This is a genomic window from Nocardia sp. NPDC127606 (genome assembly GCF_042671725.1).
Lineage (GTDB): Bacteria > Actinomycetota > Actinomycetes > Mycobacteriales > Mycobacteriaceae > Nocardia.
On sequence record NZ_JBHXWQ010000002.1, the window covers coordinates 605216 to 630658 of the forward strand.

At 70.2% G+C, this 25443-nt stretch carries 8 protein-coding genes; 6 read left to right on the forward strand and 2 right to left on the reverse strand.

The window, feature by feature from the left end; all coding sequences use genetic code 11:
* Positions 1–34 precede the first annotated feature (34 nt).
* The 3 genes from ACFVJ5_RS13605 (at position 35) to ACFVJ5_RS13615 (ending at position 19646) form a co-directional block, all read left to right on the forward strand.
* Positions 35–16993: an amino acid adenylation domain-containing protein gene (locus ACFVJ5_RS13605; protein ID WP_379220257.1), complete on the forward strand. Its 16959-nt coding sequence runs from the start codon at positions 35–37 to the stop codon at positions 16991–16993.
* A gap of 246 nt (positions 16994–17239) precedes the next feature.
* On the forward strand, positions 17240–18262 hold the full coding sequence (locus tag ACFVJ5_RS13610) for an alpha/beta hydrolase (protein WP_378632461.1): 1023 nt from the start codon (positions 17240–17242) through the stop codon (positions 18260–18262).
* 145 nt (positions 18263–18407) lie between these two features.
* Positions 18408–19646: a TetR/AcrR family transcriptional regulator gene (locus ACFVJ5_RS13615; protein WP_379220258.1), complete on the forward strand. Its 1239-nt coding sequence runs from the start codon at positions 18408–18410 to the stop codon at positions 19644–19646.
* Between the two features lie 4 nt (positions 19647–19650).
* On the opposite strand, the gene ACFVJ5_RS13620 is transcribed toward ACFVJ5_RS13615, so the two are convergent.
* The gene (locus ACFVJ5_RS13620; RefSeq protein ID WP_379220259.1) at positions 19651–21162 is read right to left on the reverse strand and encodes an aldehyde dehydrogenase family protein; all 1512 of its coding nucleotides are present in this window, start codon (positions 21160–21162) and stop codon (positions 19651–19653) included.
* 311 nt (positions 21163–21473) lie between these two features.
* On the opposite strand from ACFVJ5_RS13620, the gene ACFVJ5_RS13625 reads away from it, so the two are divergent.
* From ACFVJ5_RS13625 to ACFVJ5_RS13635, 3 genes are read left to right on the forward strand one after another with little or no spacing between them, the layout of a single operon-like run.
* The gene (locus ACFVJ5_RS13625; RefSeq protein ID WP_379220260.1) at positions 21474–22475 is read left to right on the forward strand and encodes an ATP-binding cassette domain-containing protein; all 1002 of its coding nucleotides are present in this window, start codon (positions 21474–21476) and stop codon (positions 22473–22475) included.
* A gap of 5 nt (positions 22476–22480) precedes the next feature.
* Complete coding sequence (locus tag ACFVJ5_RS13630; protein ID WP_379220261.1) at positions 22481–23284, forward strand: ABC transporter permease; 804 nt, start codon at positions 22481–22483, stop codon at positions 23282–23284.
* Entirely contained in the window at positions 23281–24126 is an 846-nt protein-coding gene (locus ACFVJ5_RS13635) for an ABC transporter permease (RefSeq protein ID WP_379220262.1), read from the forward strand. The genes ACFVJ5_RS13630 and ACFVJ5_RS13635 overlap by 4 nt, the downstream gene beginning before the upstream one ends.
* A 58-nt stretch (positions 24127–24184) precedes the next feature.
* On the opposite strand, the gene ACFVJ5_RS13640 is transcribed toward ACFVJ5_RS13635, so the two are convergent.
* The gene (locus ACFVJ5_RS13640) at positions 24185–25369 is read right to left on the reverse strand and encodes a lycopene cyclase family protein (RefSeq protein ID WP_379220263.1); all 1185 of its coding nucleotides are present in this window, start codon (positions 25367–25369) and stop codon (positions 24185–24187) included.
* Between the last annotated feature and the right edge of the window lie 74 nt (positions 25370–25443).

The window sequence follows — 25443 nt, forward strand, 5'->3', positions numbered from 1 at the left end:
GGCAAGTCGACTCCGTCGATCGGACGGAACTGTCGTGACCCGGGCGAACCGGGCGTCCGGCGCCCGTGCCCGGCAGCGCGGAAAGTCGCTGCCGCAACTGCTGTCCGTGGCGGTGGAATCCAACCCCGGTGGGCTCGCGCTGTCGTGGGACGACGGCGTGTCCGCGCCGGTGCGCTGGACCTACGCCGAGCTCGACGAACGTTCCAACCGGCTGGCGCGGCTGCTGATCGCCCGTGGCGTCGGCCCCGAGGACGTGGTGGCCGTCGGCATTCCGCGTTCGCCGGAATCGGTACTGGCGATGTGGGCGGTGACCAAGACGGGCGCGGCGTTCCTGCCTGTCGACCCCAACTATCCACCTGCTCGGGTGCGTCACATGCTGGGCGATTCCGGGGCGGTCATCGGGGTCGCGGTCGGCACGGCGATGGACCGTCTGCCCGGTGCGCTCGAGTGGTTGTGCCTCGACGACGGCGCCGTCCGTCGCGCCACCGACGATCAGGCCGGCGACCCGGTGACCTTCGCCGACCGGGTGCGTCCGCTGCGGCTACAGCACCCCGCGTACGTGGTGTACACCTCCGGTTCCACGGGTCTGCCCAAGGGTGTGGTGGTGACGCACGCCGGGCTGGCCGGGTACTGCGCCGAACAGCGCGCGCACTACGCGATCGAGCCGACCTCACGCACGCTGCATTTCGCGTCGCCCTCGTTCGACGCGGCCGTGCTCGAGCTGTTGATGGCGGTGGGCGCCGGGGCCGCCATGGTGCTCGTGCCCGCGGGCATTCTCGGCGGCGCCGAATTGGCCGATGTGCTGCGTCGCGAAGCCGTCACGCACATGTTCATCACCACCGCCGCGCTGGCATCGCTGGATCCGGCCGGGCTCGACGCGCTGGCCGTGGTCACCACCGGTGGCGAGGCGTGTCCGCCGGACCTGATCCGGCGCTGGGCCACGGAGACCCGCCGATTCCACGACTGTTACGGGCCGACCGAGACCACCATCGTGACCAATATCAGCGCGCCGCTGGTGGTCGGCGACACGATGAACATCGGGGCGCCGCTGCGTGGGGTGACCGAGTACGTGCTCGACGAACGCCTGGTCCGGGTGCCCGACGGGATGATCGGCGAGCTGTACATCGCCGGTCACGGGTTGGCGCGTGGGTATCACCGTCAGCCGGGTCTGACGGCGTCGCGCTTCGTCGTCGATCCCTTCGCCGGGGCCGAGGGGCGGATGTATCGCACCGGTGACCTGGTGCGTCGCCGGGTGGACGGTGCGATCGAGTTCGTGGGACGCAACGACTTCCAGGTGAAGGTGCGTGGGTTCCGGATCGAGCTGGGTGAGATCGACACCGTGCTCACCGCGCACGACACCGTCGACTTCGCGGTGACCGTGGGCCATGAACTCGACAACGGCACCACGATTCTCGCCGCGTACGTCCACGCCGCGCCCGGCGCGCGAATCGACACCGACCAGCTGTTCGAGCACGCCAAGGCGGGGCTGCCCGCGCACATGGTGCCGACCGCGCTGACCGTGCTCGACACCATTCCCCTGACTCCGGTCGGCAAACTCGATCGGGCCGCGTTGCCCGCGCCCACCCTGCGTGCCGAGGAGTTCCGTGCGCCCTCGGGTGCGATGGAAGAGCTCGTGGCGCATGTCTTCACCGAGTTGCTCGCGCCGGAGAACCCGGTGGGCGCCGATGACGACTTCTTCGCCCTCGGCGGCAATTCGCTGCTCGCCACGCGGGCCGCGGCGCGCCTGGGCGCGGAGCTCTCGGCCCGGGTGCCCGCCGGTCACGTCTTCGAAAGTCCCACTGTCGCCGGACTCGCCGCGCTGCTCGAACCGCTGAAGGGCGCGGGCGGCCACGCGCCCCTGGCACCTCGCGAACGCCCGGCGCTGATCCCGCTCTCACCCGCGCAACAGCGGATGTGGTTCCTCAACCAGTTCGATCCGGGCTCGACCGCCGAGACGATCCCGTTCGCGCTGCGCCTGTCCGGACCGTTCGACGCGCGCGCCCTGCACGCGGCGCTGTCGGATCTGGTCGCTCGGCACGAATCCCTGCGCACTCTGTACCCGGTCCACACCGCCGATGTGTACGAGCGAGGTGCCGACGGTGCGGTCGTCGACGGCGTCGGCCACCAGGTCGTGTTGCCGATGGACGAAGCCGTACCCGATGTGCTGGTCGACTCGCTCACCGAGGACGAATTGCCGCTGTGGCTGGGCGAATTCGCCGGCACCGGATTCGATGTCGCCGCCGGTGTGCCGTTCCGGGTGGCGCTGGCCGAACTGGGGCCGCACGATCACGTGCTCGCCGTGGCCTTGCACCACATCACCGCCGACGGCGCCTCGGTCGCACCGCTGCTGCGTGACCTGCTCGGCGCCTACCTCGCCCGCCGCAACCGCTCGCGACCCCGGTGGCAGCCGCTGCCGGTGCAGTACGTCGATTACACGCTGTGGCATCGCGAGCTCCTCGGCGCCGAAGACGACCCGGATTCGGTGGCCGCCGCTCAGATCTCGCACTGGCGTACCGCGCTCGCGGGACTGCCCGACCGACTCGACCTGCCGACCGATCGTCCACGCCCGCCTGTCTTCACCGGTCGCGGCGCCGAATTCGGGTTCCAGATCCCGGCGGCGGTGCACTCGGCACTCGCCGCGCTCGCCCAGCGCAGCGGTACCTCCGAATTCATGGTCGTCCACGCGGCTTTCGCGGTGCTGCTCGGCCGGGTCGCGCACACCGACGACATCGCCATCGGCACCCCGGTGGCCGGTCGCGGCGCCAGGGAACTCGACGACCTGATCGGCATGTTCGTCAACACGCTCGTCCTGCGCACGCACCTCGACCCGCGCGCGAGCTTCGCCGAACTGCTGCGCGCGACCAAACGCGCCGACCTCGCCGCTTTCGCCCATGCAGACCTGCCGTTCGAGCGCCTGGTCGAACTGCTCGATCCGGTTCGCTCGCAGGCCCATCACCCGCTGTTCCAGGTTGCCCTGTTCTTCCAGAACCTGGACCTGCCGAACCTGCGTCTGCCCGGCCTCGACGCCACTCCCGTCGAATTCGGCGGCGCGGTCGCGCGTTTCGACCTACAGCTCACGATCGTGCCCGGCGCCGATCCGACCGAGCCGATGGCCGCGTCGTTCAACTACGCCACCGATCTGTTCGATGCCGACACCATCGAAATCCTGGCGGCCCGGTTCACCCGTCTGCTCGACGCGGTCGCCACCGACGCCGATCTCGCGATCGCCGAGATCGACCTGCTCACCGAGGCCGAGCGGGAGCAGAGCCTGGTGGGCTGGAACGAGACCCGTCATTTGGTGCCGCCGGAGCCGATGCTCGACGCGTATCGCCGTGCGGTGCAGACGCATCCCGACGCCACCGCGCTGGTCTACGAGGACACCGAGCTGACCTACCGGCAGTTCGACGAGCGCGTGAACGCCCTCGCCCGGCTGCTGATCGACCAGGGCGTCGGTCCCGAAAGCCTTGTCGGCCTGGCTGTCCGGCGTTCGCCCGAGTTGGTGATCGGGATGTACGCGGTGCTCACCGCGGGCGGCGCCTACGTGCCGCTGGATCCCGACCATCCGGCCGAGCGCATCGCCTACATCCTCGACACCGCCCGCCCGGCCTGCGTGCTCAGCACCCGCGCCGACGCCATCGAAGTTCCGCCCGGCACCTCGCTGCTGTTGCTCGACGAGCTCGATTTCGCCGGTGTACCGGGCGATCCCGTCCTTCCGTCGGAATTGCGCGCACCGCTGCACCCCGACCACCCGGCCTACGTCATCTTCACCTCGGGTTCCACGGGCAAGCCCAAGGGTGTGGCGATCTCGCACGCCGCCATCCACAACCAGCTGGTGTGGATGCTGGCGAAATACCCACTCGCCCTGGGTGATGTGTACCTGCAGAAGACCGCGACCACCTTCGACGTGTCGCTGTGGGGCTACTTCATGCCCCTGCGCGTCGGCGCGAAACTGGTGCTCGCCACCCCGGACGGCCACCGCGATCCCGCCTATCTGATCGACCTGATCGGCAAGCACAAGGTCACCGTCACCGACTTCGTCCCGTCGATGCTCACGATGTTCGCCGCGCAGGCGGCAGTCATCGACACGAGCTCCGCGTCCGAAGGCCACGCCGACCTGGAGTCGCTGCGCGAGATCTTCGTCATCGGTGAGGCGCTGCCCGCGGAGACCGTCGATGCCATGGCCGCGGTCAGCTCCGCCAGGTTGCACAATCTGTACGGGCCGACCGAAGCCGCTGTCTCGGTGACCTACTGGCCCGCCCGGCCCGGTGAGCGTTCGGTGCCGATCGGTTTGCCGCAGTGGAACTCGCGCGTGTACGTCCTCGACGACCGGCTGCGACCGGTGCCGCCGGGTATCGCGGGCGAGCTCTATCTCGCCGGCGATCAGCTCGCGCGCGGTTATGTCGCGCGACCCGGTCTCACCGCCGATCGATTCGTCGCCGACCCCTTCGCCTCGGCATCCGGCATCGCCTCCTCGGGCGCTCGCATGTACCGCACCGGCGACCTCGTGGTGTGGCGTCGGCCCATCGCGAATGCCCCGCACCGGCTGGACTACCTGGGGCGCATCGACTTCCAGGTGAAATTCCGCGGACAGCGGATCGAACTCGGCGAGATCGAGACCGCGCTGCTCGCACACGAATCCGTCAGCCAGGCAGTGGCATTGGTCGCGGCGACCGAGCTGGGTGATCAGTTGGTCGCCTACGTGGTGCCCGCGCCCGGCCACGCCGCCGAGCCGGACCGGCTGCAGGCCGCTGTCTCGAAGACCCTGCCGGTCTACATGGTTCCGGCGTCGATCACCGTGCTCGACGCACTGCCGCTCAATCCCAGCGGCAAGCTCGATCGCAAGGCGCTGCCCGCGCCGAGCTTCACCGCACGGGCCTTCCGCGCGCCGAGCACCACGCAGGAGCGGCTCGTCGCCGGTCTGTTCGGGGAGGTGCTCGGCCGCACCGACATCGGCGCCGACGACGACTTCTTCGCACTCGGTGGCAACTCGCTGATCGCCACCCGTCTGGTCGCCCGCCTCGGCGCCGCCACCGGTGGCCGCATCGCCGTGCGCACTCTCTTCGAAACCCCCACCGTCGCCGGGCTTGCCGCGGTGCTCGACCCCGACGCGGTGGCGGAGCCGGCCAGTGGCCTCGGCACGCTGCCCCGTCCCGACGAGCTGCCGCTGTCGCCCGCCCAGCGCCGCATGTGGTTCCTCAACCGCTTCGACCAGGGCGTCGACGATGGAGCCGCCGCCTACAACCTGCCCTTCGCGCTACGGCTGACCGGCGCCCTCGATGTCCCCGCGCTCACCGTGGCCCTGCGCGACGTGCTGGCCCGTCACGAGGTCCTGCGCACGATCTACCCCGACACCGCCGACGGTCCGGTCCAGCGGATCCTGCCGGTCGAGGAAGTCGACCTCGATCTCGTGGTGCGCCGGGTCGGTCCGGGCCGACCGGGGATCGACCTGGACCGGCCTTCGGCCGTTGTGACCGGGCTGATCGAGCAGGTGACGGCGCTCGCGTCGACCGCGTTCGATGTGACGACCGAGGTGCCGCTGCGGGTCCAGTTGCTCGACGTCACCGGGATCGAGCCGGACGCGCCCACCGAATATGTGCTCGCCGTGGTGGTGCACCACATCGCCGCCGACGCCTCCTCGATGGCGCCGCTGGTGCGCGATGTGACCACCGCCTATCTCGCACGGGCCGCCGGACACGCCCCGGAGTGGGCGGCGCTGCCGGTGCAGTACGCCGACTACGCCCTGTGGCAGCTGGATCGCCTCGGCGCCGAGGACGAGACGGATTCGGCAGCTGCCCAACAGCTCTCGTTCTGGCGCTCCGAACTCGCCGATCTGCCGGATCTGCTCGAACTGCCCGCCGACTACCCGCGTCCCGCCGTCGCCTCCCTCGCGGGTGGACGGGTGCCGGTCCGCATCGACGCCGAGACACACGCCGCGCTCGCGCAGCTCGCGCGCGAGCGCGGCGTCACGGTGTTCATGGTGTTGCACACCGCTTTCGCCGTGCTGCTGGCACGACTATCCGGTGCCGCGGACGTGGCGGTGGGCACGCCCGTCGCCGGCCGCGGAGAGCGCGAACTCGACGATCTGATCGGCATGTTCGTCAACACGGTCGTTCTGCGCACCCGCTACGACGGCGGCGCCACGTTCGCCGAGCTGCTCGCCGACCAGCGCACGAGCGACCTGGCCGCGTTCGCCGCGGCCGATGTGCCGTTCGAGCGGCTGGTCGAGGTGCTCGATCCGCCGCGCTCCACCGCACGTCATCCGCTGTTCCAGGTGGGTCTGTCCTTCCAGAACATGGACCGCGCCGCACTGGAACTGCCCGGCCTGCGGATCGCGCCGGTGTCCGCGGAACTCGCGGTGTCGCAATTCGATCTGCATCTGATCGTCGGCGACGGATACGACGCGGACGGAGCGCCCGCCGGCATCGAGGGCTTCTTCACCTACGCCACCGATCTCTTCGACGCCGCGACGGTGGCGGCCTTCGCCGCCCGGCTGGCATTGCTGCTCGACGCGGTGGTGCGCGAGCCCGCCGTGCTGGTCGGTGATGTCGACCTGCGTACCGCCGAGGAACGCGCGACCGAAATCGTCAGTGGTGCCGCTGATCTCGCTGTGCCCGGCGGCACGCTCGCCGACCTGCCCTCGGTCGCCCGGCCCGAAGCCGTCGCGCTCGTGGCCGATCTGCCCGAGGGGCGCCTCGAACTCACCTACGCCGAGTTCGAATCGCGGGTGAACAGGCTCGCGCGGCACCTGATCTCGATCGGGGTGGGCCCGGAGTCGCTGGTCGCGCTCGCCCTGCCGCGGTCGATCGATCTCGTCGTCGCCATGTACGCGGTGACCAGGTCGGGCGGGGCCTACGTGCCGATCGACCCCGATCAGCCCGCCGACCGCACCGACTACATCCTGCATACCGCCGCGCCGATCTGCGTGCTCACCAACGGTTTCCGAACCGACGCCGCGCCGGTGGTGCGCGTCGACCACCCGGTGATCGCCTCCGCCGATCCCAGTCCGATCACCGACGCCGACCGCCGTGCGCCGCTGCATCCGGAGAACACCGCCTACGTCATCTTCACCTCCGGCTCCACCGGTCGCCCCAAGGGTGTGGCGGTGCCGCACGCGGCGGTGATCAACCAGTTGCAGTGGCTACGCGGTGAATTCGGCACCGATGCCGCCGATGTCTTCCTGCTGAAGACCCCCGCCACGTTCGACCTGTCCGTCTGGGAATTCTGGTCCGCCGCCGTCTGCGGTGGCCGCCTGGTGATCGCCGCCCCCGACGGATATCGCGACCCCGCCTACCTGGACGCCCTGATCACCGACGCCGGCGTCACCACCCTGACGGCGGTGCCGTCGCTGCTCGACGCGCTGTCCGGTTACTGGGAGTCGTCCGCGCACGCCGAGAACGCCGGGCCGGGCCGGGTCGTGCCGTTGACCCGCATCCTCGCGATCGGCGAATCCCTGCCCGCCGCGCTAGCCCAGCGCCTGCTGAAGACATTGCCCGACACCAGGATCGACAACCTGTACGGCCCCACCGAGGCCGCCGTGTCGATCACCGACCACCGTGTCGGCACCGCCGACGTGCTGACCGTGCCGATCGGCGCGCCCGTATGGAACAGTCGCGTCTACGTTCTCGACGAGCGCTTGCGGCCCGTCGCCCCCGGCATCAGGGGCGAGCTGTACCTCGGCGGCGTGCAGTTGGCTCGCGGTTACCTGCGCAAAGCGGCCCAGACGGCCGATCGCTTCGTCGCCGATCCTTTCGAGCCCGGCGCGCGCATGTACCGCACCGGTGACCTGGTCGCGCGCACGCCGCTGACCGAGGCGCCGGACAGCCTGATCCCAGCCGGTCTCGCGACAGCGGCACGCGGTGCGGGCGGCGGGCTGATCTACCTGGGCCGCAGCGATTTCCAGGTGAAGATCCGTGGATTCCGGGTGGAGCCCGGCGAAGTGGAAGCTGTGCTGCTCGGGCTGCCCGCGGTGACTCAGGCCGCGGTGCTCGCCCGGACCGACGCCCATTTCGGCGATCGACTGGTCGCCTATGTGGTCGGCGCGGATCTCGATGTCACACAGCTGAAGTCCGCGCTGGGGGACAAGCTGCCGACCTACCTGGTGCCCGACGCCTTCGTTGTCCTCGAGGAACTGCCCTACACCGTCAACGGCAAGCTGGATCGAAAGGCGTTGCCCGCGCCGATCTTCGAGGCCGCCACCTTCCGCGCCCCGGCGACCCCCACCGAACAGGTGGTCGCGGAGGTCTACGGCGAGATCCTCGGCGTCGCCTCCGTCGGCGCCGACGACGACTTCTTCGCCCTCGGCGGCAACTCGCTGCTCGCCACCAGGGCGGCGGCCCGGATCGGGACGGCACTCGATCGCGCGGTCGGCGTCCGACTGCTGTTCGAGGCGCCGACGGTGGCCGATCTCGCGCTGCGCGTGCACCGATCGGACGAGGCCACCGCACCGCGGCTGCTCGCCGGACCGCGCCCGCAGCGGGTGCCGTTGTCGCTGGCACAGCAGCGGATGTGGCTGCTCAACCGGCTCGACCCCGAGGCGACCGTCTACAACATCCCGGCCGCGATCCGGCTGACCGGCGCCCTCGACCTGCCCGCCCTCGGCCTGGCCGTCGCCGACCTGTTCGCCCGGCACGAGGTCCTGCGCACCCGCTACCCGGCGCGCGCGGACGTGCCGGTCCAGGATGTGCTCGCGCCCGACGCGGTGCGCGTCGACCTGACACCGGTCGAGGTCACCCCCGACCACCTCGCCGACGAGGTGCGCCGGACGGTCGCCACCGGATTCGACGTCACCGCCGAGCCTCCGGTCCGCTTGCGGCTGCTACGCCTCGGCGCCGACGATCACGTCCTGGTGTTCGTCGCCCACCACATCAGCGCCGACGGTTTCTCCATGGGCCCGCTCACCCGCGACCTCGTTCTCGCCTACACCGCGCGCACGGCAGGCTCGCCACCCGCGTGGTCGCCGCTGCCGCTGCAATACGCCGACTACGCGGTGTGGCAACGCGAGTCACTCGGCGACGAAGCCGACCCCACCTCCACAGCCGCCGCCCAGCTGACCTACTGGCACGACGAGCTCGCCGGCCTGCCCGAGGAGATCGCGCTCCCCGCCGACCGCCCGCGCCCGGCGGTGCAGTCCTTCGCAGGCGCCACCAGCACTTTCGAGATCGACGCCGCACTGCACGCCGAGCTCGCCGGGCTGGCCCGTGCGCAGGGCGTCACGGTGTTCATGGTCGTGCAGGCCGCGCTCGCGGTGCTGCTCGCCAGGCTCAGCGGCACCGACGACGTCGCCATCGGGACCCCGATCGCGGGCCGTGGCGCCCGTGAGCTCGACGATCTGGTCGGCATGTTCGTCAACACCCTGGTGCTGCGCAGCCGGATCGCCGAGAGCGATCCGTTCACCGCGTTGCTGACACAGACCCGCGACACCGATCTGCGCGCCTTCGCCCACGCCGACGTCCCGTTCGAGCGGGTGGTCGACGCGATTCAGCCCGCGCGGTCGGCGGGCAGGCACCCGCTGTTCCAGGTGGCGCTGTCGTTCGAGAACCTCGCCCCGGTCGCCTTCGAACTGCCGGGAATCACGGTGGGCGCGCTGGACGCCCGCACCGCCGAGGCCAAGTTCGACCTGCTGCTCACCGTGCGCGAACAGCAGGGCAACGGCGGCATGCACGCCGAATTCACCTACGCGACAGACCTGTTCGATGCCGAGACCGTGCGGAGTTTCGGTGCGCGCTTCGTCCGTCTGCTCGCCGCGGTAGCCGCCGACCCCGATCTCGCCGTGGGCGATATCGACCTGCTCGACCCCGCCGAATTCCTCGCCAGCATCACCTTCGCGGGCCCGGCGGCCGAGCCGGAACGCACCCTCGCCCAGCTGATGGACGATGCGGTGCGTGCCAATCCGACCGGCATCGCCCTGCGCGGCGACGGGCGCGGATTCACCTACACCGCGCTCGATGCCGCCGCCAACCAGCTGGCCCGCGGCCTGATCGCCCGTGGCGCGGGACCGGAAGCCGCGGTCGCCGTGGCGATTCGGCGCTCGGTCGAATCGGTGCTCGCGGTCTGGGCGATCGCGCGCACCGGCGCGGTGATCGTGCCGATCGATCCCGGCTACCCGGCCGAGCGGATCAGCCATATGGTCACCGACTCGGGTGCGGTCTTCGGCATCACGCTCGCCGCCGAACTCGCCGGATTGCCCGCGCTGTCCGGCGACGGCGGCTGGGTAGCGCTCGACGATCGGGCGTTCACCGCCGAGATCGCCGGCTGCGCCACCGTCGGCCTGCGCGAGATCGAACTGCTCACCCCGCCGAGCACCGGCAACGCCGCGTACATGATCTACACCTCCGGTTCGACCGGACTGCCCAAGGGCGTCGTTGTCACCCATGCCGGCCTCGCCAACTTCTGCGCCGAGCAGAAGCAGCGCTACCGCCTCGACTCCGCTACGCGCGCACTGGCTTTCGCCTCCCCGTCGTTCGACGCGTCCGTGCTGGAACTGCTGCTCGCCATCGGCGGCGCGGGGACCCTGGTGGTCGCTCCCGCCGGATCCGTCGGCGGCACCGAGCTCGCCGAACTGATCCGCACCGAGGGCGTCACCCACACGTTCCTGACCCCCTCGGTGCTGGCCACCCTCGACCCCGACGGCGTCCCCGGTCTGCGCACCCTGATCGTCGGCGGCGAGCACGTACCCGCCGACCTGGCCGCTCGCTGGAACACGCTGCCCCAGCGGCACTTCCACAACGGGTACGGTCCCACCGAGACCACCGTCATGACCGCCATCAGCGACGCGCTGCATCCGGGCGACCCCGTCCACATGGGCGGCCCGGTCCGGGGCATCCGCGCCCTGATCCTCGACGAACGCCTTCGTCCGGTCCCCGAAGGCGTCACCGGCGAGCTCTATCTCGGCGGCATCCAACTCGCCCGCGGCTACCACCAGCGCTCCGCTCTCACGGCAGCACGCTTCGTCGCCGACCCGTTCGGCTCCGAGGGCGCCCGCCTCTACCGCACCGGCGACCTCGTTCGTCGACGTGGCGAAGTCCTGGAGTTCCAGGGCCGCAACGACTTCCAGGTCAAGATCCGTGGTCTGCGCATCGAGCTCGGCGAGATCGACGCCGTGCTGGCCGCCGCACCCGGAGTCTCCTGGGTCGCCACGCTCGGCCGCGACAACGGCGCCGGCTCGACGATGCTGGTGTCCTACGTCCTGGCCGACGAGGGCCGAGAGCTCGATACCGCCGAACTCACCGCGCTCGCCGCGCAGGTGCTGCCCGACTACATGGTGCCCGCCGCGATCATCGTCCTCGACGAGATTCCGCTGACCCCCGTGGGCAAGCTGGATCGGCGCGCGCTGCCGGACCCGATCACCGCGCGCGGCGAATACCGCCCGCCCCGCACCACCGCCGAGAAGACCATCGCCCGGGTCGTCGCCGACGTCCTCGGCCACGACCGGGTCGGCCTCGACGACGACTTCTTCGCCCTCGGCGGCGACAGCATCACCGCCATCCAGGTGGTCTCGCGGGCCACGGCCGCCGGCGTGGTCCTGCGACCGCGTGACCTGTTCGACGCGCGCACCGTCGCCGCGCTCGCCGGGCGCGCCGACGTCGCGGTCGCACCGAGCGCCCCGTCGCACACGCTCCCGCTCACCGCCACCGCCGCCCAGCTCACCGAACTGGGCGAGGTCGCGGTCGAACCCCGTGCGGTGCTGCTCGAAGTACCGGCCGACTGCCCGGACGAGGCCGTCGCGGCCGCCGCGGCCGCGGTGATGAACCAGCATCCGATGCTGTGGGCGCTGCTCGACCGCACCGGCGACACCCCGGTGCTGCGCATCCCGCCGCCCGACGAACGCATCGGCGACGCCTTCCGCAGGCTCGACAACGAAGACGGTGAGTCCTCGCTGCCCGTCGACGACATCGTGGCCGCGGCCTCGGCGGCGCTCGATCCGGACGAGGGTCGCAATATCCACTTCGTCCTCACCGGCGACGCCGGTAGCTCGGCCACCCTGGTCGTCGTCGCCAATGCCCTCGTCCTGGACGAGGTTTCGTGGCGTGCCGTGGTCGACCAGCTGACCACGGCATGGAGCCGCGGCCGCCACGCCGCACCCGCCGCACCCGATGCCGGACTCGGCGACCTGGTACGCCACCTCGCGCAGTACCCGTCGACCGCCGCCGCGCGGGCCGAACGCGCGTACTGGCATCGCGCAATCCGTTCCAGGGCAGGCGAATCCGCCGATCTGCACCTGCGCAACCGCGTCTCGCTGAGCATCACGGGCGAGGGCACCACCGCGGTACGCACCGTCGCCGATGCCTACCGCGCCACCGTCGACGAGGTGCTGCTCACCGCTGCCGCGCTGGCCTTGCACACGGCGGCCGACACCGCCGCGGCACGGGCGATCGGCACGGTGGTGCGGCTGCGCGCCGATCAGCGTCTGCTCGGCCGACCCGATGCGGAGAACGTCGTCGGCGGGTTCACCACCGACTACCCGCTCGCGCTGCGCCTGGACGGCATCGATGTCGCCGACGCGCTCGTCGGCGGTCCCGCCGCCGGGACGGCCCTGGCCCAGATCAAGGAACTGCGCCGCGCGGTTCCCGCCCACGGCGCCGGTTTCGGCCTGCTCCGCTACCTCGACGCCGAGACCGCCGACAGTGTCCGCACGCTGGATCGCGGCCGGTTCGCCGTCCGTCTGCGCGACCTGCGCCCCGCGCGCGTGCACACCGATGTGGCCGCCGACGACCTCGCTCTGGTGCTCACGGTCGACGCGACCGACGACGGCTTGGTCGCCCGATTCGACTACGCCACCGCCGTACTCACCGCGGACGCGGTCAAGACCTTCGCCGAACACTGGATCCGCGCGCTCGGCGGACTCGCCGAACACGGATTGCAGCCCGGCGCCGGCGGATTCACGCCGTCGGACTTCCCGCTGGTGCGCCTGGGCCAGACCGAACTGACGCGTCTGGTCCGCCGCTATCCGCTGCTCAGCGACGTGTGGCCGGTGACGCCCCTGCAATCGGGGATGCTGTTCCACGCGCTGCTCGCGGAGAACTCGGTCGACCCCTACATCACCCAGTTCGTCCTCGACCTCGATCTGTCCGTGGACGCCGAGCGACTGCACGAGGCGGCGCAGGCGGTGCTCGACCGGCACGACAACCTGCGCGTCGCGTTCGCCACCGACGCCGCGGGCACCCCGCTGCAGGTGGTGCTCGACGACATCGACGTGCCGTGGCAGGTCATCGACACAGTGCTCGATGGCGCCCCTCCCGAGGGCCCTGCGTGGTCACGCTCCGCTGCCGCCTCCGGGCCCGCCGGTCGGGGCGCCGACGATGCCGTCTACCAGCGCATTCGCGCCGCCGATCTGGCCACGCACTTCGACATGGCCGCCGCGCCGCTGCTGCGGTTCACGCTGGTGCGCACCGCCGAGACCGCGCATCTGCTCGTCACCAGCCATCACATCCTGATCGACGGCTGGTCGACCCCGCTGCTGCTGCAGGAACTGCTCACCGCGTACGTGGTCGGCGGTCGGAGCAGGCGCCTGCCCAAGGTCGCGCCCTACCGCGACTACCTGGCCTGGCTCGTCGGCCAGGATCTCGAAGCCGCCAGGACGGCATGGCGCACCGCGCTCACCGGCCTGGCCGAGCCGACACCGCTCGCCCCCGTCGATCAGGGCCGCGAGATCGCGACGGGCACAGGGGAGACCGGGTTCGCGCTCTCCCCGGCGGACACCGCCGCGCTGAGCGAGCTCGCCGCGAGCCTCGGCGTCACGGTGAACACCGTGGTCCAGGCGGCGTGGGGCCTGCTCATCGCACGGTTGGTGGATCGCGACGACGTGGTGTTCGGCGCCACCGTCTCGGGCAGGCCGGCCGAGCTCGACGGCGTGGAGCGGATGGTCGGGCTGTTCCTCAACGCGATTCCCGTGCGCGTGCGGTTGCGTCCCGGCGATACCGTCGCCGAACTGCTGCGCACGCTGCAGGACGATCAAGCCGCGCTGCTCGACCACCACTATCTGGGGCTCGGTGAGATCCAGGAGATCGCGGGCATCGACGCGTTGTTCGACTCGCTCGTCGTCTTCGAGTCGTTCCCGGTCGACCGCGAAGGGCTGGCACAGGCCGCGTCCGGATCGGCCGCCGTCACCGGGATGGACGCCGCCAACGGCACCCACTACCCGCTCACCGTGCAGGTGGTCGCCGACGGGCAGCTCCGGGTCTCGGTGAAGTACCTGCGCGATGTGTTCGGCGAGGACACCGCGAACGCCCTGGCGCAACGCTTTTCGATGCTGCTGGCGAGGTTCGTCGCGAGCTCGCAGGCCAGGATCGCCGAGATCGACGTGCTGCTCGCGGAGGAACGCGCGACCCTGGCGGCGGTCAACGCCACCGACGCGCCCGAACTGCTCGACGAGGCGACCCTGCTGTCGCTGTTCGACGCGCAGGTCCGGCGCACGCCGCAGGCCACCGCATTGGTCGACGGTGAAACCACCTACACCTACGCGGAATTCGACGAACGCGTGCGCGAGCTCGCCGCTTCCCTTCGTGCCAGGGGCGCCCGGCCGGAGACGCTCGTCGCGGTCGCGATGCGGCGCGGCATCGACCTGGTGACCGCGATCTACGCGGTGCTGCGGACCGGTGCGGCGTACGTGCCGGTCGACCCGGACCACCCGGCCGAACGGACCGAACGGGTGCTGGCTTCGGCCGCGCCGATCTGCGTGCTCGCCACCGCCGGTTTCACCACCACCTCCGAGATCCCCGTCATCGAAACAGCCGCTGTCAGTGGTGAAGCGGCGGATCTCGAGTTGCCCACGGCCGACAATCTCGCCTACGTCATCCACACCTCCGGGTCCACCGGCACGCCCAAGGGCGTCATGCTGACGCACCGGCAGCTGGTCAACCAGTTCCGCTGGGCGCAGCGCACCTACCCGCACGGCCCCGGCGACGTGGTCCTGCACAAGACCCCGGTCACCTTCGACATCTCCACCTGGGAGTTGCTGTGGCCGTTGCAGACCGGCGCCACGGTGGTGATCGCCGCCCCCGACGGTCATCGTGACCCGGCCTACCTGGCCGAGGTGATCACCGAACGCGCCGTCACCACCGTGCATTTCGTGCCGTCGATGCTGGATGCCTTCCTCGCCGACCGCGACACGGGCGAATTCCCCTCGCTGCGACGGGTATTCGCCGCGGGCGAGGCGCTGTCGTCCTCGACCGCCCGCCGGTTCGCTCAGGTGCTGCCCGCGGCGACGCTGGTCAACTGGTACGGCCCCGCCGAAGCCACCGTGGTGACCGCGGCGCAGGTCGAAGCCGGTCCCGCCGTGGGTATTTCGATCGGCATACCGGTCGCCAACACGCGCGTCCACGTGCTCGATCGGCAACTGCGACCGGTCCCGCCCGGCACCGCCGGGGAGCTGTACCTGGAAGGCGTGCAGCTGGCTCGCGGCTACCTCGGCGCGCCCACCCTCACGGCCGAACGCTTCGTCGCCCATCCCGGCGGCGGCAGGCTCTACCGCACCGGCGATGTCGTGCGCTGGACCGCCGACGAGAGCCTGGAATACCTGGGCCGCAGTGACTTCCAGGTGAAGCTGCGCGGTCAGCGCATCGAACTCGGTGAGGTCGAGGCGGTCCTGCGCGATCATCACAGTGTCCGCCACGCTGCCGTCGCGCTCGTCCACGGCCCGACGGGAGACCGCTTGGTCGGCTACGTGGTGCCGCTCGAGGCGCCGGTGGAGGAGGCTCCCGCGTCGGCTCGACCGGAGGGCTACTCGATCGAAAGCGGCACCACTACCACCGGTTTCGATCAAGTCGCCCTGCTCGCCCATGCCAGGGCGGCGCTCCCGTCGTACATGGTTCCGGCGACCGTGGTGATCCTGAGTTCGCTGCCGCTCAACGCCAGCGGCAAGCTCGACCGCAACGCCCTGCCCGTCCCCGCCTTCACCACGCGCGCCTACCGCCCGCCGACCACGCCGTTGCAGCGCGCCGTCGCCGAGGTCTACGCGGAGGTGCTCGGCGCGGGCAAGGTCGGCCTCGACGACGACTTCTTCGAACTCGGCGGCAACTCCCTGGTCGCCACCAAGGCGATCAGCCGTCTGCGCACCAGGGTCGGCGCCGAGGTGCGGGTGCAGTGGTTCTTCACCGACGCCACTGTCGCCGCGCTGGCCGAGCGGATCGACGCCACCCAGTCCGGGGGCGGCGACCGCGACCTCACCTCCGACCTCGAATCCGACGACGCCCTCGGCGTCCTGCTGGCCATCCGCAACCGGGTACCGCACGGCACGGAGGCGGGCGGCGCGCTGTTCTGCATCCACCCGATGTACGGGCTGTCCTGGTGCTACGCCGGGCTGGCGCAGTACATTCCGGCGCGGCGGCCGATCTTCGGCCTCCAGTCGCCCGCGCTGAGCGAGGCGGGCTACCTGCCGGGCACGCTCGCCGAGATGGCGCGCCGCTACGCCGCCGAGATCAGGACCCAGCAGCCGCACGGCCCGTACCGGCTGATGGGCTGGTCGCTGGGCGGTGTGCTCGCCCACGCCGTCGCCACCGAACTCCAGGCGGCGGGGGAGCAGGTGTCGCTGCTGGCGATGCTGGATTCGCATCCCGACATCGATGTCCCCGATTTCCACACGGCGGTCCGTGACGCGCTCGCCGAACTCGGCGTCGACATCAGCGCGGCGCTGCCCGCCGCGGGGGTGCGCGAACTCAGCGAGGACGCACTGGCCGCGCTGCACGCGATCATCCCGGCCAACATGGCCGTACTCACCCCCGAGCGGGTGCGCCGGATCTATCGCAGCGCGGTGCGCTCGGCCGAGCTCATCGCCGAACACCGGCCCGCGGTGTTCCGCGGCAGGCTCGAATACTTCAGCGCGCTCGGACATGAGGCGGCGGCGGCCAATTGGGCTCCGTATGTCGACGGCGCGGTGCGCGATCGGCCGGTCGCGGTGGTGCATGATCAGATGACCTCGCCGCAGGCACTGGCGGAGATCGGTCCGCGACTCGCGGAGCTGCTCGACGCCGGCGACCGTGCGGCCGGGTCGCGGTGACACAAACGCTGGTTCGCGGTGACTCGAACGCTGGGGCGCCATGGCATCAGCGGTGCCGGTGAGGCATGATGTGACCGCGCTGTTGTAACGATTACCCCTGTTGTAACCACCGGATAACCCGTAGGGTCTGGCTGGTTGCAACTTCGTGCCCTGTCGGAGCACGGACCGAATCGGAATTCGAGACGAAGCGAAGGTGCGAAATTGATGCGTCGGCACACCCGGCGTCGTGGCTCCCGGGCCGCGGCGATGATCGCGGCAACGGCAGTGGCGGCGGGACTGATGTCCGGCATCGGCACGAGCCCGGCATCAGCTGACCCGATCATCGATTCCAAGAGCCTGCTCGCCAACCCGGTCTCCGAGGACGGGTCCAAGATCGTCAAGGCCGAAGTGAAGGACTCGCGCAGTCTGCGACTGCACGTGTACTCCGCGGCCATGGACCAGAACATCATCGTCGACGTGCAGCGCCCCGCCGACGCCTCGGTCCCGCGCCCCACCCTGTACCTGCTCAATGGTGCGGGCGGCGGCGAGGATTCGGCATCGTGGGTCGCCAAGACCGACGCGCTCGAATTCCTCAGCGACAAGAACGTCAACGTCATCCAGCCGATCGGTGGCGCCTGGAGCTACTACACCGACTGGATCCACGACGACCCGGTCGTGGGCCGCAACAAGTGGAAGACCTTCTTCACCGAGGAACTGCCCCCGCTGGTCGACGGCGCGCTGGGCACCAACGGTGTGAACGCCATCGCGGGTCTGTCCACCTCCGGCACCACCGTGCTCGCGCTGCCGATCGCCAAGCCCGGCCTGTACAAGGCGGCCGCGGCGTACAGCGGTTGCGCGCAGACCTCCGACCCGGTCGGTTCGGAGTTCGTGAAGGTCACGGTCGAGACCTGGGGCGGCGGCGACACCATGAACATGTGGGGTCCGCAGGGCTCGGAGGAATGGGTCAAGAACGACCCGTACGTGAATGCCGAAGGTTTGCGCGGCGTCGATCTCTACATCTCCACCGGCAACGGCCTGCCCGGCCCGTACGACACCCTCGACGGCCCGTACGCCCTGCCCGGCGCCTACGGTCTGGCCAACCAGATCGTCATCGGTGGCGTGATCGAGGCGGGCACCAACTACTGCACGCACAATCTGGCCAACCGGCTCAACGAGCTGGGTATCCCGGCGACCTTCAACTTCCGCCCCAACGGCACCCACTCGTGGGGCTACTGGAAGGACGAGCTGAAGCTGTCGTGGCCGACCCTGGCCCGCGGGCTCGGCCTGTAGACACCGGTTTCTCCCGAGCCGCCCCGATAGCGAGCACGTCGCTGCCGGGGCGGTCCCATTTCTTCGACCTGCCCTCGACGTTTGCGAATTGTGGTTAACTTAGGTTGACTGGACCAACCCGGTTCGCGCAACGGAAAGTGAGTGCATGGTCGCCGATCGCAGTGAGGCCGAACAGGCCTGCGAGCCGACGATCGCACCTGCCCGCGTCGTGCGCCGCAGGCCGAAGGACCGCAAGATGCAGATCATGCGGGCCGCCGCCCGTGCGTTCAGCGCGCGCGGCTACCACCCGGTCGGCGTGGACGAGATCGCCGCCGAGGTCGGCATCTCCGGACCCGCGCTGTACCGCCACTTCGCCAACAAGTACGCGCTGCTCGTCGCCGCCGCCGAGGAGGGTGCTCGGGGTTTGCGCGATGTCGCCGCAGCGGCCGACGACCCGTCGCTGAGCCCGGAAGCCAGGCTCGACGCGGTGCTCACCGCCGTCGCCGAACGCAATATCGACATCCGCCGCGAGGCCGGGCTCTACCGCTGGGAACGCCGCTACCTCGAGCCCGACGACCGGGTGCGCATTCGCGCGTTCTATCGCGAGCTCGAGGCGAATGTCGCCGCGCGGATCGCCGAGGTCCGGCCGGAGGCCGGCGCGGACGACGTCATCCTGCTCGCCGTCGGTGCGCTGAGTTCGCTGGCCAGCATCGCCGCGCACCGCACCACCCTCTCGCACGGCCGCATGCTCGCGGTACAGCTCGAGATGGCCTGGGCGATCGTGCGCGCCGAGCTGCCGCCGACCCCCGCCGCGGCCGAGCCCGACAAGCAGCCCCGTGGCCTGCCGGTCACCTCGAAACGTGAACAGCTGCTCACCGAGGCGATCCGGATCTTCGGCCGCAACGGGTATCACGAATCCGGCATCGAGGAGATCGGCGCCGCCGTCGGCATCAACGCCTCCAGCGTGTACCGCCACTTCGACAGCAAGGCCGACCTGCTCGCGGCGGCCTTCCATCGCACCGCCGACCGGCTCGCGGTCGCGATCGGCGAGGCGCTGGCGGAGAGCGAGAACCGGGCCGACGCCGCCCGCCGCATCGCCGACCAGCACGCGCGCCTCACCTTCGCGACGCCGGAGATCGCGCCGGTCTACTACGCGGAGTTCAGCAACCTCCCGCAGGCCGAGCAGCACCGTCTGCGCGCCATCCAGCGGCAGAACATCCTGGAATGGGCCAACCTGCTCGACGGCGACCCGATCGAAGCCCGCTTCCGGGTGCACGCCGCCGTCGGCCAGATCATCGATGTCGGCCGGCTGCTGCGTTTCGATTCCCGTCCCGAACAGCTCGCCCGCCTCGCCGCGCTGACCGGCGCGGTGCTACTCGGCAGCGGCTCGGCGGGCGGGAACTAGCCGCTCAGCCGCGGCCGTGGCGTAAGCGGAACAGGGCTTTCGCTGTCTGCAAGTGCCCTGGCCGACGGTCGAAGGTCGACAGCCGGACCGGGGCCCGATAGCGCCTGCGGGCGATCGACATCGTGCGGCTGTATTCGTACAGCCCGTGCTGACCGTGGCTGTGTCCCTGCCCGTATTCGCCGACACCGCCGAACGGCAGGGCCGGGATGCCGGTGAACGCGGTCGACGAATTCACCGTCACCACACCCACTTTCAGCTGTTCGGCGATGAGCTCCGCGCTGGGGATATCGAGGGTGAAGATGGTGACGGCGATGCCGTTGCCCGCCGCGTTCACCCGGGTGACCGCGTCGGCCAGGTCGGCGACCCGGTTCACCACGAGCACCGGGCCGATCCCCTCGCCGGTGATCGCGATGCTCTCCTCCGGCACCTCGGCCAGCACGATCGGCTCCACGTACGGGTCGCGGAACGAATCGAGCCCGCCGAGCACCGCGTGCCCGCCGTGGGCGAGCGCGTCACGGACCTGTCTGCGCACCACGTCGACCTGGGTGGCGTTGATCATCGGCCCGTAGGAGGCGCGATTGTCGGCGCCGGGACGCAGTTTGGCCGCTCGCTCGGCCACTTTGGCCAGGAAGTCGTCGAACACCGAATCGGCGACATAACAGCGCTGGATGCCCGAGGAGTTCTGCCCGGCATTGGCCATCGCGCCGAACACCGCGGCCTCCGCGGCGGCGTCGAGCACCGCGTCGACGTGCACGATCATGCTGCCCTTGCCGCTGTTCTCCACCACCACCGGCGTCAGCGACTGGGCGCACAGCGCGATCACCTCGCGTCCGCGCGCCTCCGGCCCGGCGTAGGCGATCTTGTCCACCTCGGCCTTGCACAGGGCGGTAGCGGTCCGCGAATTTCCGGTAACCGCTTGCAGCACCGGTTGTTCGGGCGAGACCGCGGCCCAGCTGTCGGCCAGCCAGGTGCCGACGCCGGTACTGAGTTCGTGCGGATTGAACACCACCGTGTTGCCCGCGGCCATGGCATAGGCGATCGAACCCATCGGCGTGAACACGGGGTTGTTCCACGCGCCGAGCACGCCGATCACCCCCAGCGGCAGGTAGCCGACGGAGGCGTGCTGATTGCGGGTGAACCAGCCGGTGGACAGGCGCTGTCGGCCCAGCGTGCGTTCGGCGTTGCGGGCGGCCCAGTCCAGATTCTCCACCGCCAGCATCACTTCCAGGGTGGCGTCGGCCTCCGGTTTGCCGGTCTCGCTGCGCAGCAGCTCCACCAACTCGCCTGCGTTCCTGGCGATCTCGCGACGCCAGTCGAGGAGCAGGTGCTTGCGCTCGCTGAACTCCAGTTCCCCCCACCAGTTCTGGGTGGCGCGTGCGGTGCGCACAGCACGGGTGACTTCGGCGGTGCCCTGTACGGGATACTGCGCGAGCTGTTCACCGGTGCGCGGATCGAAAGCCGTGAGCACATCGGATCGACCGGCGGGCGCGGCGGCGGTAGAAGCCGACTCGACCATGGTCACCTCCCCAAGATCGAACACGCCCGCACGCGGGCCGGTGAGACGAGTGTTTCCCCGCTGTCAGCGTATGGGGGCGCGGCCCGGCCGACAAGGTTCGCGCACTGCCCTTGCACTGCCCAGGTGAGCAACACCACAGCGCGTCGCCGACAGCGCCCGGCAAACCGGGCGCATCGACGCAGACCGGGCCCGGAAAACCGCCGGACCGGTAACATCGCGCCGAACGGTATGGATCACTTACCGGGAAGAATTTATTCCGCGTGCGCTCGTCTCTTCCAGGGCCGTGCGCACCGGCCGATGGTGGAGAGTTGATGCCGAGTTCGATCTCAGTGGATTCGCCCGCAGGTGGCGTCGCGTCGAGCGACAGTGAACCCGCGGTGCTGGTGTCCGACGTGCGCAAGTCGTTCGGCGATGTGCACGCTTTGCAGGGCATCAGTTTCCAGGCCGACAAGGCCAGTGTGCTGGGTATTCTCGGACCCAACGGCGCGGGCAAGACCACCATGGTCAAGGTCCTGTCGACCCTGCTCCGTCCCGACTCCGGCACCGCCGTCGTCGCGGGGCACGACGTGCTCACCGATGCCGCGGGCGTGCGCCGCTCGATCATGATGACCGGCCAGTACGCCGCGCTCGACGAGAATCTGACCGGCCGGGAGAACCTCGAGCTGTTCGGTCGGCTGATGGGCCTGACCAAGTCGGCCGCCCGCAAGCGCGCCGAAGTGCTGCTCGAGGAGTTCGACTTGGTGAGCGCAGGCAAGCGGGCCGTGCGCAACTACTCCGGCGGCATGCGCCGTCGCGTCGACATCGCCTGCGGGCTGGTCGTGCGGCCCGAGGTGGTGTTCCTCGACGAGCCGACCACCGGCCTCGATCCGCGCAGCCGCCAGGGCGTGTGGGATCTGGTGACCGCGCTCAAGAACCAGGGCATCACGGTGCTGCTGACCACGCAGTACCTCGAAGAGGCCGACGTGCTCAGCGACAACATCATCGTCATCGACAAGGGCACCGTCATCGCCGAGGGCACCGCCGACGAGCTCAAAGCCAAGACCGGCGGCAGCTTCTGCGAGATCGTTCCGCTCGATCCGAGCCGCGTCCCGCAGACCGTCAAGGCCCTCGGTGACCTGGTCCCGGCCGCTGTCGCCGCCGAGACCGACGGCGCCGACAAGGTGTCCATCCCGGCCCCCGACGGCGCCGCCACCCTCTCCGAGGCACTGCGCAGGCTCGACGCCGCGGGCATCGACCTGGCCGACATCGCGCTGCGCAGGCCCTCGCTCGACGACGTGTTCCTGTCGATCACCGGCCACTCGGGCGGCCACTAGTGAGCGTGTCCACCCCCGCGGCGAACAGCCTGTTCGCCGAGCTTCCCGCTGTGCGCCCGAGCAGTTTCGCGCAGTGGCGCGCGCTGACCGGGCGCATCGTGCACACCATGGCCACCAAGGGCGAGCTGATCGTCGCGGTGCTCACCCCGCTGGTGGTCACCGTGGCCTTCTACCTGCCGTTGCGGTACGTGATGAAGGTCCAGGGCATCGACTACGCCCAGTACGTGATGCCGATCGTCGTGCTGCAGACGATGGCCATGACGATGATGTCGAACGCGCAGCTCGCGGCGTTCGAAGCGCTCACCGGGTTGAGCACCCGACTCCAGACGATGCCGATCGGTTCGCTGGTTCCGCTGATGTCGCGGATCTGCGCGGGTCTGGTGCGGTCGATCGTCTCGCTGATCGCGACCGTCGCCTACGGCTATGTGATCGGCTTCCGGTTCACCGGCGGCTGGTGGCAGGCGCTCGCGTTCTGCGGATTCGCGCTGATCGTCGGCGTGGTGCTCACGCTCGGCGCCGACGCGCTCGGCAGCCTCACCAAGAACCCGGAGGCGCTCAGTCAGGCCCTCACGCTGCCGATTCTGATCTTCGGCATGATGTCGACCGGGTTCGTGCCCGAGGCCAGCTTCCCGGCGTGGGTGCGGCCGTTCGCGCGCAACCAGCCGATCTCCCAGTTCGCCCAGACGCTCAGCGATATGGCCGCGGGCCATCTGAGCTGGGCAGGCACCTGGGTCTCGCTGGCGTGGCTCGGCGGACTGGCTGTTTTCTTCCTCCCACTGGCTGTGTGGGCGAGTGTGAGGCGATCATGACAACAATCGAGAAGACGTCGGTCGAGGAGGCCGCGGCCGACCTTCCGGTGGTGCACACCAAGCCGGAGGGATCGGTGTCGGTGTGGTTCACCCACAGCCTGATCCAGACCAAGCGTCTGCTGATGGTGTGGTTGCGCGACCCGTCGACGACCATCCAGACCATCGCCTACCCGGCGGTGACCCTGCTGATGTTCCGGATCGTGCTCGGTGACTCGATCACCGCGGCCACCGGCGCCCCCAGCATCTACGGCCAAGCCGCGCTGCTCACCCTCGTCGCGGCCATGACCGGCGCGGTGGTGAGTGCCCTCGGATTCAAGCGCGAGAAGGCCTCGGGGCTGCTCAGCCGGTTCTACACGATGCCGCTCAACAAGGCCTCGCTGCTGACCGGCCGACTACTGGCCGAGATGCTGCGCATCCTGCTCACCACGCTGATCGTGCTGCTCGTCGCGGTGCCGCTCGGGTTCCTGTTCATGGAGGACCCGTTCGCCAATATCGCGCTGGTCCTGATTCCGGTGCTCTTCGGCATCGGGTTCGCGGTGATGGTCACCGCGCTGGCCACGATCACCGAGGGCGTGATGCTGATCAGCCTCATCGGCATCCTCAACACGCTGCTGATGTTCTTCAACACCGGGTTCGTCCCCGTGTTCGCCTATCCGACCTGGTTGCAGGACGTGGTCGCCAATCAGCCGATGAGCTGTGCCATCGACGCGATGAAGGGCCTGTCCTACGGTGGGCCGGTCGCTGAACCGCTGTTGAAGACCGTCGCCTGGACGGTCGGCATGGTCGCGGTCTTCGCCTACCCGGCGATCGTCGGCTACAAGAAGGCCGCCGAGTCGTCCTGAGCCCCGGTCCGCCTCGTTTCTGATCGCCGCCGCGAACTTCGTGGCGGCGATCAGTGCGTTATCGGCTGGGGGAGTCGGCGTCGGCGGGAGCGAAGGGGTAATCGAGCCAGCGGTTGCGGTTGGTCCAGCCGACGAGGTCGTAGCGCCAGCGGAAGGGCCAGGTGTGGGCCACGGTGTTGAACAGGACGGCGCCGAGGGCGGTGTAGTCGTCGTGGGCCGAGAGCAGGGCCCGCTGACCGCGTTCGGACTCGGTGAAGAAGGCGTCGAACATGGCGATCGACTGATCGGTGGTGAGCCGGCCGAGACCCCACAGGCCACGCATGCGCATCCAGTACACGGCCCTGGCCTGCCACGGCCAGAGGGCCCCGATCGGGTCCTCGCCCCGCTGCACCGCGGCGACGGCGGTGTCGGCCAGCGCGAGGGAGTCGGCCACGCTGTAGCCGGTGCACGGGTGCATCATCCCGCCGCGCGAGCCGAACGGCACCGCGATCGCCGTGCCCTTCTTCGGGGGCCGCTGATCCAGGGGATAGTGGGCGGCTTCGTGCGGTTCGTCGCCGGTGAGCCCGATACCGTGTGCCGCGAGTCTGCTGAGCGTGCGCTTGCGTAACTCGTGCTGCGGCATCCCGCCACGTAGCCCGAGGCTCGTCTCCTCGAAGATCACCGTCCCGTCCCCGAGCGGTACCGCGTAGAGGAACGACGGCGGCTCGTCCGGGCCCGCCCCGTTCTCCGGCCGCCAATCCAGCAGCAGCCCCTCACCTTCCGCGACCATCGGGGCCGCGGTCTCCGCGTCCACGAAGATCCCGTGCGCCGAGGCGGCCCTGCGCTTGCCCAACGTCGGCAGCCCCCGCGTATCGAACACCGCGCCCGCCGAGATCACCGTCCCGTCCGCGAGTTCCACCTCGTGCGCGTCCACCCGCCGCGCCCGATCCGCGAAGACGGTGGCGTCGTCCAAGGCCAGCGCGGCGTGCAGCCCAGCCTTGGAGAGCACGCCATACGGCCGCTCGATCCGATGCTCGCCCTTGGTCCACACCGTCGGCGCCGCGATGCGCTGCGCGATCGCACTCACGGGCAGCCACTCCGGCAGCTCGTCGATCCAGCAGGAGAATGTCGGCGGGAACAACCGCTCCGGCCGCGGATCCACCGCGGCCACCCGCAACCCGGCCACCGCGGCCCGATGAGCCAGCCCCCGCCCGGTCGGCCCCAGCCCGACCACACAGATATCGAATTCCCGCACAACGCTCACGTCCGCATTCAATCGGCCCCACCCATCACCACGCAAGCATCAGTGACCCGGTCGTCACACCGCCTCGACGCGGC